General features: G+C 70.5%; 7 protein-coding genes. All 7 read left to right on the top strand.

Going from position 1 to position 12,031, the window contains the following annotated elements:
• Positions 1-28 precede the first annotated feature (28 nt).
• Positions 29-1,768, top strand: coding sequence for a hybrid sensor histidine kinase/response regulator (locus tag C1877_RS09015; RefSeq protein ID WP_114568991.1), 1,740 nt, complete (start codon positions 29-31; stop codon positions 1,766-1,768).
• Entirely contained in the window at positions 1,765-2,721 is a 957-nt protein-coding gene (locus C1877_RS09020; protein WP_114568992.1) for an AAA family ATPase, read from the top strand. Before C1877_RS09015 ends, C1877_RS09020 begins: the two co-directional genes overlap by 4 nt.
• Positions 2,722-2,736: 15 nt before the next feature.
• Positions 2,737-3,906, top strand: a complete 1,170-nt coding sequence (locus tag C1877_RS09025) for a DUF58 domain-containing protein (protein ID WP_114568993.1) — start codon at positions 2,737-2,739, stop codon at positions 3,904-3,906.
• A 1-nt stretch (position 3,907) separates the two neighbouring features.
• Positions 3,908-6,292: a transglutaminase-like domain-containing protein gene (locus C1877_RS09030; RefSeq protein ID WP_114568994.1), complete on the top strand. Its 2,385-nt coding sequence runs from the start codon at positions 3,908-3,910 to the stop codon at positions 6,290-6,292.
• A 54-nt stretch (positions 6,293-6,346) separates the two neighbouring features.
• Entirely contained in the window at positions 6,347-9,745 is a 3,399-nt protein-coding gene (locus C1877_RS09035) for a leucine-rich repeat domain-containing protein (protein ID WP_114568995.1), read from the top strand.
• A 149-nt stretch (positions 9,746-9,894) separates the two neighbouring features.
• Positions 9,895-11,634: a GGDEF/EAL domain-containing response regulator gene (locus tag C1877_RS09040; RefSeq protein WP_244909840.1), complete on the top strand. Its 1,740-nt coding sequence runs from the start codon at positions 9,895-9,897 to the stop codon at positions 11,632-11,634.
• Positions 11,635-11,638: 4 nt separating this feature from the next.
• On the top strand, positions 11,639-11,995 hold the full coding sequence (locus tag C1877_RS09045) for an Hpt domain-containing protein (RefSeq protein ID WP_015539006.1): 357 nt from the start codon (positions 11,639-11,641) through the stop codon (positions 11,993-11,995).
• Positions 11,996-12,031: the final 36 nt, after the last annotated feature.

Consider the following 12,031-nt stretch of genomic DNA (forward strand, 5'->3'; position numbering starts at 1 on the left):
GACGGGGCATCGCCGGAGAGGGGCGCGGGTGCTGGGCACACGGAAGAGGGGTCGGCCTGACGAGGACTTCGACCTGTTTCGCCGCGCCTTCGATGAGGCGGGGAGGTCGGTGCACCTGCTGGTCAGGGCGGGCGACCTGCGCCCCGTGCACGTGAGCGCCAACTTCGAGCGCGTGTTCCGCCTGCCGCCCGAGCGCATGGACGACGACATAGAGGCCCTCTACCGCCTGATCGAGCCCGAGACCCGGCGCTCGATCAGGCACCGCGTGGACGCATGGGACGGGGTGGGCCGCCTCTGGTTCGACTTCCCGTTCACCGCCGACGGGGATGACGAACCGTGTTTCTTCCGCTGCACGGTCGAGCGCGTGCTGGACGGCTTCGGCTACCTCGTGTCGTTCGACGATGCCCAGATCGAGCGCGAGCGCATGGACGAGCTGCGCGGCCAGCTGCGCGACCTGTCCACCGACGCGCAGGTCAAGACCGACTTCCTCAACAAGATGAGCCACGAGATACGCACACCGCTCAACGGCATCGTGGGCCTGCTGGAGCTGGCGCGCACGCACGGCGGCCAGCCCGACGAGCTGGCGCGCGACCTGGACGAGGCGGCCGGCCTCGGGCAGTTCCTCATGTCGCTGGTCAACGACATCCTGGACATGAGCAGGCTGGAGGCGGGTAAGGTGGAGCTGGAGCGGCGGCCCTTCGACCTGGCGTCGCTCGCCGAGGACGTGAGGTCGATCTTCGGGCATTCCGCTGCGGAGCGCGACGTGGCCTTCGCCGTAGAGTTGAAGGAGTGCGAGGACCGCTTCGTCGTGGGCGACCGGCTGCGGCTGGGCCAGGTCATCGTGAACCTCGTGTCGAACGCGCTCAAGTTCACCCCGGCCGGCGGGTCGGTGACGGTGACGTTCCAGGAGATGCGCCGCCGCGACGGGCGGGCGCATTACCTCGTGCGCGTGCGCGATACGGGCAAGGGCATCGACCCGCAGTTCCTCGGGCGCATCTTCCGCCCGTTCGAGCAGGAAGACGGCTCCATCGCGCCGACGTTCGGGGGCAGCGGGCTGGGCATGGCCATCGCGGACAGCCTAGTCAGGCTCATGGGCGGCGAGATCGTCATCGATAGCGAGGTGGGGCGCGGCAGCGACATGTCCGTCTACCTGGCCCTCGACCTGTCCGACGAGGCGACGGTGGCCGCCTCGGCCGCAACTGCCGAGGCGTCGCGCTGGACCGGCGAGCTTCTGCACGCCGCCGAGCGCGCCGGGGGAGCCGAGAGCGTCGCGCTCCTGCCGCATCCCGCCGCTCCCGCCGAGCCCGCTGCCCCTGCCGATCCGGCCCCAGCCCCCGTCCCCGCGGCCGACTCGCCCCTCGCCGGCCTGCGCATGCTGCTGGCCGAGGACAACGACGTGAACGCCCGCATCACCACGTCGCTGCTCAAGCTGCGCGGCATCGACGTGGTGCGCGCCCGCATCGGCGAGGAGGCGCTCGAGCTGTACGAGGACAGCGAGCCCGGCGGCTTCGACGCGGTGCTCATGGACATCAAGATGCCCGGCATGGACGGCTGGGAGGCCGCGCGCCGCATACGGGCCTCCGCGCGGCCCGACGCGCAGAGAATCGCGCTCGTGGCGCTGAGCGCGAACGCCTTCGCCGAGGACGCGCGCCGCTCGCGCGCCGTGGGCATGGACGGGCATATCGGCAAGCCCGTGGACTTCGACGAGTTGGAGGCGCTGTTCGGCCGCATCCGCTCGGGCAGATGCAAGGGGAAGGACAACGCATGATCATCGAGCAATCGCGCAGCATCGTCAAAGAGGTGGGCAAGGCGCTCGTGGGCAAGCAGGAGGTGATCGAGAAGGCGCTCATGGCCGTCTACGCCGGCGGGCACGTGCTGCTGGAAGACTATCCCGGCGTGGGCAAGACCACGCTCGCGCTGGCCCTGTCGAAGGCGCTCGACCTGGACTTCAAGCGCATCCAGTTCACACCCGACACCATGCCCTCCGACATCATGGGCTTCTCGCTCTATGACAAGGATGCCGGGTCGTTCCGCTTCACCATGGGCGCGGTGAACTGCAACCTGCTTCTGGGCGACGAGATCAACCGCACCTCGGCCAAGACGCAGTCGGCGCTGCTCGAGGTCATGGAGGAGATGGCCGTCACCGTGGACGGCGTCACGCACCCGGTGCCCCGGCCCTTCGTATGCATAGCCACGCAGAACCCGGTGGGGTCGGTGGGCACGCAGCCCCTGCCCGACTCGCAGCTCGACCGCTTCATGGTGCGCCTGAGCATCGGCTACCCCAGCACGGCCGACCAGGTGGACATCATCAAATCGCGCCGCCACGCCAACCCCCTGGAAGACGTGCGGCCCATGGTGAGCCGTGACGATTTGCTGGCCGTGCAGAACTACCTCGATTCCATCGCCGTCTCCGACGAGGTGCTGCTCTACATCACGCGCCTGTGCGAGGCCACCCGCGCCATCGACCTGGTTGAGCTGGGCGTCAGCCCGCGCGGCATCATCGCGCTCAGCCGGATGGCGCGCGCCTGCGCGCTCATGCGCGATCGCGACTACGTCACGCCGGAGGACGTGCGCGAGGTGTTCGTGGACGTGTGCGCGCACCGCCTGGTGCTGCGCCCCCAGGCGCGCATCGAGTCCGTCTCGGCCGCCGACATCCTCCGATCCGTCATGGAGTCCGTCGCCCCGCCCTCCCTGGGCTCGCCCGCGCACGTTCGCCGCTAGGCGCGAGGTCGGCCCGTGCTGCGCCCCCGCATCGTCTACCTGGCTGCGCTCGCCGTCGCCGCTATCGTGTTCGTGGGAACGAACGAGCCGCCGGCGCTGGCGTTCCTCGCACTCCTGGCCTTGCTGCCTGCGGCGTGCAAGTTGGCGGGCGTCGCCGCGGCGCGGGGCATGACGGTGGAGCTGGGCCTGCCCACATCGTGCCGGGTGGGGCAGCCGCTCTTCCTGGCCGTCGGCGTGGGGCGGCGCGGCCCTTCGGCACCCCAGCGCATCGAGCTTGAGGTGACGTTCCGCAACGTCATGCTGGGCGAGGAGGAGCGCGTGCGCGTCGTGTTGGAGGGCGCGTCGCGCGGCGGGCGCTTCGAGCTCCCGCTCGACACCGCGGCCTGCGGGCGCGTGGAGGTGTCTGCGGCCGAGGTCCTCTCGTTCGACCCCCTGGGCCTCTGGCGCGAGCGCATGGCCTGCCCGTTCTCAGGCTCGTACACGGTCTACCCGGCGCTGGTCGACCTCAGCGTCCCCTTCGAGCGTGCTCCCCAGGCGCGCTTCGCCGGGTCGTCGTACGACCGCCATCGCAAGGGGCAGGACATGAGCGAGACGTTCGACATCCGCGAGTACCGGCCCTCCGACCCCTTGGCAGCCATCCACTGGAAGCTGTCATCGAAGATGGACAAGCTGATGGTGCGCGAGGCCAGCCACCCTTCGAACTACGACGTGCTCGTCCTCGTGGATCTGGGGCGGAGGCTGCCGAACGGCGAGCGCCCGCCTGCAGACGTGCTGGCGGCGGCGCTCGGCTTGGCCGCGTCGGTGAGCTACGACCTCTGCCGGCAGAGCCTGGGCCACAACGTGGCCGTCGCGTCGGAGGGGGAGCTCGTGGACGCCATGGTCGACTCGCCCGCGTCGTTCGATTCGGCGCTCGACCTGCTGGTGTCCGTGCCCCTGCCGCTCTCGTTCGGCCAGGCCGCGCAGCTGTTCGACGCCTACCGGCGCGAGTGCAGCTTCACGAAGACCGTCCTGGTCACGACGATGGTCGACCACGTCGCGCTCGGCGTCATGGGGCGTTTGACCGACTTGAGCGTGCTTCTGGTGGAGGCCGGCGGAGCCGAGTCGGTGGAGGACGCCGAAGCCTTCCGCATCACGCGCATTCCCGTCGACGCGCTGGAGGAACGGGTGAGGAGCGTGTCCATCTGACATGGGAGCTCGCGAGAACATCCTCGTTTCGGCGCTGCAGCGTTTCCGGCCGGCGCCCGCCGACGGCCCGGCGGGCAGGACGGTCGTGCTGCGCGCCCGGTCGGACGGCCGCCGGCGGCTGGGGCCCGCCGCGGGCGACGCGCTGGCGAACCTGCTGGCGTCGGCGCTTCTGCTGGCAGGGCTCGCCTGCGCGTTCAGCGCTTGCTGCGAGCCGGGCGGTGCGGCGGCGTTCCTGGTCGCCGCGCTGGCGACGGCGACGGTGCTGCAGCTTGCCTCCGCGTTCGGGCGGGGGCGGCTGCTCGCCGCGGCCGCGGCCGCGATGGCCGTATTCGCGACCATCGCCCTCCCGACGGTGCGGGCCGGCCTGTTCGCGTTCGCGAACCAGCTGATCGCGCGGTTCGACGAGACGTTCGACGCCTACGCCGCCCTGCTTCCCGTGGCGGAGGGGGCGGCGGGCCCGGTGTTCTACCTGGCTGCCGGCGCGGTGGCCGCGGCGCTCGCGTGGCTGTTGCTGGAGCGGCGCTCGCTCGTCGGCCTCGCGCTGGCCGTGCTCGGCTGCGGGGCGGTTTGCCTCTGGCTGCGCGCGGGCGCGGCCGTGCCGGTCCTCGTGCTGGGCGGTGGCGGATGGCTGGCGGCATGGCATCTGGCCGTGGGCGGACGGCTCGCCTCCCCAGGGGCCGCGGCGGCGTCGTGCCTGGCAGGCGTCGCGCTCATGGCCGCCTGCATGGGCGCGGTGGGGGCGTACGAGCCCGCGCCGGCGGTCGACGCTCTGCGCGGGGCGGTGGCGGCCGGGGTGGACGAGGCGCGCTTCGGAGACGACGCGCTCCCCGAGGGCGACCTGGCCGAGGTTCCCGGCATGGGCGGCGACGAGGAGCGGCTCGCCGTGACCTTCGAGGGCGTTCCGCAAGACCAGGTGGGCCTGCGCGGGTTCGTGGGCGCGACCTTCGCCGACGGCGCATGGGAGCCGCTCGACCACGCCGCCTACGAGGGTACGTGGACGGGCATGTTCGCCTGGCTCTCCGAACAGGGGTTCCAGCCCGCGAAGCAGCGCGCCTCCTTGGATGACGCGTCGGTCGCCAACGGCGGCCAGCCGACGGGAACCTGCACGATCTCCCTCGAGGCGGTGGGTGCCGACCGCGCCTACGTGTACGCGCCGTATTCGTTGAGGTCCGCCGAGGGCGCGTCCATCGTGGGCGGACGCGACGGCGGCACGCTCGCTGAGGGCCTGCTGGGGGAGCGGTCGTACCGCATCGTGCTGGACGACGTGGCGGACGCCGAGTACCAGGACGCGCCCGCATGGCTGCTGGAGGGCGGCTCCTCGCAGCAGGAGGGCTACGCCGCCGCCGAGTCGGTGTACCGGGCGTTCGTCCACGAGCACTACCTCGACGTGAGCGAGGCCGACCGCGAGCTGGTCATGCGCCTGCTCTTCGACGAGGAGACATGGGATGCCGAAGCCGCCGACTTCCACTCCACGGTGTCGCGCGTGCGCGCGATGCTGGCCACGCTGGCGTCCTACGCCGACGAGGTGGAGGCCCCTCCCGCCGGGGAGGGCTTCCTCGCCTGGTTCTTGGAGGACGCGCGCGAGGGCAACTCGGCGTACTTCAGCACGGCCGCGGTGGCGGCCTTGCGTGCGCAGGGTATTCCGGCCCGCTACGTTGAGGGGTACCGTATCGGCGAGGACGAGCTTGCGCGCCTGGCGGCGTCGGGCGAGAACCGCCTCGTGCTCACCGACGCCGACGCCCATGCCTGGGCCGAGGCGTACCGCGACGGCATCGGGTGGGTGCCCGTGGACGCGTCGCCGGGCTTCTACGAGCAGCCTTACGCCGCCGACGAGGTGGTGGAGGTGAACCAGGGCATGGCCGGGGGCGATGTCGCCGACGCCGACCCTGCCGGGTCCGTGGGCGGCGAGCGGGGCGCCGAGGACGAGGGCGCGGCCGAAAACGCCGACCCCGCCCGGGTGGCCGCCGTCGCGGGAGCCTTGCTCGCGCTCGCCGCGCTGCTCGGGGTCGCGGTCGTCGTCTTGGAGGCCGTGCGCGCCCGCCGGCGCCGCCTCAGGGCCGCGCGCTTGGCCTCGCCCGACCAGGATGTGGCGGTGGGCGCCCTCTTCGACCAGATGGCGCTTGTCCTGCGCGCGGCGGGGACCCCCTTCTCGGCCGGGTTCCCCCTGGAATGCGCCGCGCAGCTGCCCGAGACCTACCCCGATATCGTCACGGCCGAGTACGAGCGCGTCGTCGACCTGATGCAGCGCTCGCGCTTCGGCGGGAAGCTCCTGCGAGAGCACGAGATGCGCACCGTGCGCCGGTTCGTGGGGCGGTTGACGTCCGGGATGCCCGCGGCGCGCGGCGTGCGGGAGCGCCTCCGGCGGCGCTACCGGGACGCGCTGTGATAGGATGACCGTATGAACTCGCTGCGAGCCTATATTGGGGGAAGGCTGGGGCCTGTGATTGTCGCCGGGCTCGCGGCGGCCCTGTGCGTGGGCGCGGTGGTGGCCATCGGCGCGGGCCTGGGCAGCGGCGCGTTCGATCCCAGCGGCTTCCTCGGTGCGGGGATGGGCGCGCAGCCCGACCCCGACCTCTCGACGGCCTACGACGTGGAGCAGTCGGAGACGGGCGGCGAGGCCAACATGGACGTGGAGGAGGACCGCGCCGACGAAGGCCCGGCCGACTTCGGGCAGCTCAACGACATCGCCTACACCGAAGGCTCCGACGGCCTGTCGGCGTTCTCGGTGGTGGACGGCCCCGCCGACGCGACGCTAAGCGGCGGGTCCGGCGCCGGCGAGGACGATTCCCGCGGCGAGGGTAACTCGGTGGTCGGCCCCGTTGTGGACGGCAGCGGGCCGGGTGGTGCAGATGGGGACGAGCCCGGCGGCGAGGGCGGCGGCGAGCCGGGCGGGGAAGGCGACGGCCCCGACGGCCCCGGCCCCGATATCCCGGCGGTCGACCCCGATCCCGGCCCGAGCAAGCTGCCGGAAGGCCTGGTGGAAGGCGTGACAGGCGATCAGTTGCCGGCGTTCCCCGAGGAGGGCGTTCCTGCGCCGAGCCCTGGGCAGGAGGCTCCCGCCCCCGTGTTCGAGGTGATTGCCGGCATGGATATCACCGACGCGTACGGCGTCGAGCGCCTGTACAGCGGCGAGCTGCTCACCGATTGGAAGCTGCTCTGCTCCACCTGCTGCTACCTGACGGTGGACGGCGTGCAGTACCGCCTGACCGAGTTCGGCGAGAACTTCCAGGTGGGCTCCTATCCCCGCGTGCTCGGCGAGGAGGAGACGCTCGAAGTGGAGTTCCGGGTGCGGTTGAACGCCGAGAGTCCTTGGATCGTGCAGACGGTCGAGTTCACGGTGTACCCCTACAAGCTCTACGTGCAGGGGTGGGAGGCAGGATCGTACCTGGCCACGTACTACCCGGAGGAAGACGAGGCGGTCGACCTGAACGGCCATCGCGACGCCCTGTTCCCCGAGGAGGTGATTCTCGGCTCGCTGTTCGACGCCGTCCCGCTCGAGGAGTACTTCGAAGGGTGGGCCGACGCGGCGGACGGCTCGCCGGTGATCAGCCAATACGAGCCCGCCGCCAAGGGCCTCTCCATCGTGCGGCCCCTGCCGTTCAGGCCGGTGCCGGCAGGCTACGAGGTGCAGTACTCCTGGGGGTCGCAGGATCTTGTGGGCGCGCCCGAGGACGCGACGGTGCTCGACATCCCCCAAGGTATCGACGCGGTGTCGATCTACAACTTCGACGAACCCCTCGAGTTCGACGAGGTGATCGTACCCGAATCGGTACAGAAGCTCGACCTCTACAGCAGCTACGGCACGTCCGTGCGCACCGCCTACCGCGTGGACGAGCGCAACCGGGCCTACTTCTCGCGCGACGGCATGCTGTTCGATGCCTGGGAAGGGGCGCTCATCGGCATCCCCACGGAGAAGGCGGTGGTGGACGTGCCGGCGGGGACGCCGTCCGTCGCGCTTCCCCAGCAGAACAACATCGCCGAGCTGCGCCTGAACTCCGAGCAACCGCCCGAGCTCGACCTGGGCGCGCTCGACGGCGCCGTCATCGTCGTGCCCGACGAGCACTACGTGAACTACCTCAAGGCCTGGGGGTCGGACTTCCAGGGCAACTCGCTCATCACGGCCTCGGGCGATGCGCCCGACGTCTACGTGCGCGACGGCGCGCTCCTACGCGAGGGCGAGGACGGCTCGGTGGTGCTCGAGCAGGTGCTCGAGGAGGCGGCGGGAACCTTCGTGGTGCCCGCGGGCGTGAACGTGGTCGAATCCGGCGCGGTGAGCGACTGCCCCCACTTGGAAGCGCTCGTCATGCCCTCGACCGTGCGCGTGCTCGAGGCGGGAAGCCTCGCGGGCGCCCCGGCGCTCGAGCGCGTGCTGTTCCAGGGCGCGAAGCCCCCGGCCGCGGCGGCCGGCGCCTTCGACGCGGAAGGCGTGACGGCGTGCGTCGTCCCGACCGCTTTCGAGGCGTATGCTGATGCATGGGCCGCCTCCCTCGGCGGCGACGTGGCGAGCGCCCTGCTAGAGGAGCTCGATTTCGAGCTGCGCGACGTCGACGGGTTCGCAGTGCTTGCCGAGCCGTCATCGAACCTGCTGGTGAAAGCGCCGGCGGCCGTCGAGCGCTTCACAGGCGACGAGCCCGCCGCCGAGGGGCTCACCGCCGTCAACGCGCGGGCCTTCGCGGACTGCGCGCGGCTCCAGGTAGTCGTCCTGCCCGAGACGGTTGCGTCCATCGGGCGCGAGGCCTTCGCGGGCTGCGCCGCCCTCGAGGCGTTTTACCAGCGTGGAGCCGGTCAGGTGGCCGTGGGCGCCTCGGCGTTCGACGGCTGCGAGGCGCTGCGGTTCGCCGCGTTCGAGGCCGCGAGCGCGTCCTTCGACGAGCCGGACTCGCTTCCCCTGGTGTTCCCCGGCTTCGCGCGCCAGGGCGCGCAAGGCTACCCCGAGTTCGAGTTCGACTTGGACAGCCTGTCGTTCGACTTGGCGGAGCAGGGCCGGGGCATGGTGCTGTACGCCGAGCGCGCGCCCGGCGCCGCCGTGGAGGGTTGGAGCCTGGTCAAGGCCACCAGCACGGCCTCGGGCATCGTGACGCTTCGGGAGGGCACCGCGTCGATCGGCACGGGCGCGTTCTCCGGGTGCGCGGGCGTGACCTCAGCCGACTTCGAGGCCGCCCGCGACCTCCGCTCTATCGGCGATGCGGCGTTCTTCGGCGCGGGTCTCGCGGGCGCCGTGATCGTTCCCGGCAGCGTGGACTACCTGGGCTACGGCGCGTTCACAGCCTGCACCGCGCTTAAGAGCGTGCATATCGAGGGGTCGCAGCTCGTCGATCTGGGAGCTTCGGCCTTCTCCGACTGCACCGCGCTCGAGAGCGTCATCTTCGGGCCGGCATGCGCTCTGGAAACCATCGGCGGCGAGGCGTTCTCGGGAACCGCCGTCGAGCGCATCGAGCTGCCCGACAGCGTGATCGTTCTCGACTTCTCAGCGTTCTCCGGCTGCTCGCGGCTCGCCGTGCTCGAGCTGCCCGCCGGCATCGAGGAGATCCGCTCCGACGCCTTCAACGGCTGCGCGAGCCTGGAAGCGGTCACGTTCTCGGGCGAGGAGCCTCCCCAGCTCGTCATGTACTCGTGGAACACGCCGTTCACGTTCGGCAGCGGCCTTCCCGACGGCTTCCGCATCGTGCTCGAGGGGGAGGCACAGCAGGACGATTATATCGAGGTATGGAAGTATCCCCTGGTGGGACGCGATCCGGGGAGTGATGTGCTGGAGCCTGAGGAGGACCTCGCCGGAACGAACGCTGTCCGCGCCCTGCTGGGACTGCCCCCGCTCGCCGCGCCGCCCGAACCTTCGTAGCCTTCGAGCGCGCGGGGCTTGGCGAAAAAGCGCGGCGTTTGCCCGTTTCGGGCGCGTATGGCTATAATGGATGGGTGAAAAACCGCGCACGACGTCGCGAATCCGCCCGTTGCATCCGGTTTGCCGAGCTCTCGAGAAAGTGGCCGCCCGTGGACGCTCCACGCACCATGCTCATAGTGGACGACTCCAAAGTCGATCGCACGCTGCTCGCGAACCTGTTCGCGGGGTCGTACAAGGTGCTCCAGGCCAGCGGCGGGCGCGAGTCGCTCGACGTGCTGGCTCGCGGCAAGGTGGACATCGTCGTGCTGGACATCGGCATGGAGGGCATGGACGGGTTCGCCGTGCTCGAGGCCATGAAGGCCGACCCCGACCTCGCCGACATCCCGGTCATCGTCGAAACCTGCGAGACGGCCCACGAGGAGACGGCGCTCACCTGCGGCGCGGATGACTTCATCGCGAAGCCCTTCAATCCCGTGGTCGCGCGCAAGCGCGTGGACAACATCGTGGTGAAGCACGTGCTGGAGCGCGAGCGCCTCCAGGCGGCTCTGCGCGAGACCGAGCTTCTGGCTGCCCACCGCGCCCAGGAGCTCCTGCACGTGGCCGAGCACGACCGGCTCACGGGGCTGTACAACCGCACGGCCTTCTGCCGCAAGACCGCCGAGCTCCTGGCGGCGCATCCGGACGAGGAGTTCGCCGTCATCCAGTTCGACATCGAGCGCTTCAAGATCATCAACGAGCTGTACGGCAGCGCCAAGGGCGACGAGGTGCTGCTGGCTATAGCCCGCACGCTCGGCGAATGGCTGCACGTGGCGGGCGTGTACGGCCGCATGGAGGGCGACCGGTTCGCCCTGTGCCTGCCGCACGACGTGGCGCTGGAGGGCGATTACGTCCGGGCGCTCGAGGAGGCCGTCGCGGCGACGGAAGTCGACCGTCAGGTGGTGCTGTACTTCGGCGTGTACGAGATAGAGGATCGCACCATGCCGGTCGACATCATGTGCGACCGCGCGAACCTGGCGCTGCACTCCGTCAAGGGCGACTACAACACGCACTTCGCCCTGTACGACAGCGACATGCACCAAACGTTCCTCGCCAATCACGAGCTGGTGGGCGAAGGCGAGCGCGCGCTGCGCGAGGGGCGCTTCGAGCCGTTCGTGCAGCCGGTGTTCGACCTGGCCACGGGTGCGCTGGTGAGCGGCGAGGCGCTCGTGCGCTGGCGCGACCCGCAGAAGGGGCTCGTTCCGCCTGGGCAGTTCCTTCCCTTCTTCGAGAACAGCGGCTTCATCATCCGCCTGGACGGCCATATCCGCGAGGCGGTGTGCCAGCTGCTCGTGCAGATGTCCGAGCAGCGCTCCTCGTGCCCGCCGGTATCGGTGAACGTGTCGAGGCTAGAGTTCTACGACCCGCGGTTCTGCCAGAACCTCATCGACCTGGTGAGCCGCTACAACGTGCCCCCATCGCTTCTGCGCCTGGAGATCACCGAGAGCGCTTACGCCGACAACCTGCCCCAGCTTTTGGAGGCCGTGGCGCAGCTGCAGAGCCACGGCTTCACGGTGCTCATGGACGATTTCGGCGCCGGGTACTCGTCGCTTAGCATGCTGCGCGACGTGCCGGTGGACATGATCAAGCTGGACATGCGCTTCCTCGGAGACGGCGGCGCGGGCGCGCAGGAGCGCGAGAAGGGCATCTTGAAGGCCATCGTTCCCATGGCGAAGTCGCTGGGGCTGCCCATCATCGCCGAGGGTGTGGAGACGGCCGACCAGGCGGCGTTTTTGAAGAGCATAGGATGCGACTACGTGCAGGGCTTCCTGTACGCACGCCCCATGCCGCGCGACGAGTACGTGGCGCTGGTGGCCGCAGCCGCGGCCGCGACGCCTGGCGAGAGGGGCTGAGGGCATGGACGAGGCGCGCGGGAAGCTGGCGGCGCTCGGCATAGAGATGGATGCCACGATGAAGCGCTTCTGCGGCGACACGGACCTGCTGGTGGAGATGCTGCGCGAGTTCGCCGCGGAAGACTTGCTGGAGCGGCTTCCCGCGGCCATCGCCGAGTCCGACGGCGCCGCCATCGAGCGCGCGGCCCACGCCGTGAAGGGCACGTCGGCGAACCTTGGGCTTCACGGAGCTGAGTGCGCGCTGCGACAAGGTGGTCCAGGCGGCGCGTGCGGGCGAGCTCGACGGCATCGAGGGGTTGGGCGCGGAGGCGCTGGCGTGCTACCGGGACGTTCGCGCGGGCATCGCCGCTCTCTGATATGATGGAGTCTTCCGTTCGGCTGTTCGATAGAGGGTAGG

Origin of the sequence: Gordonibacter pamelaeae (genome assembly GCF_003340385.1) — a bacterium.
Taxonomy (GTDB): domain Bacteria; phylum Actinomycetota; class Coriobacteriia; order Coriobacteriales; family Eggerthellaceae; genus Gordonibacter; species Gordonibacter pamelaeae.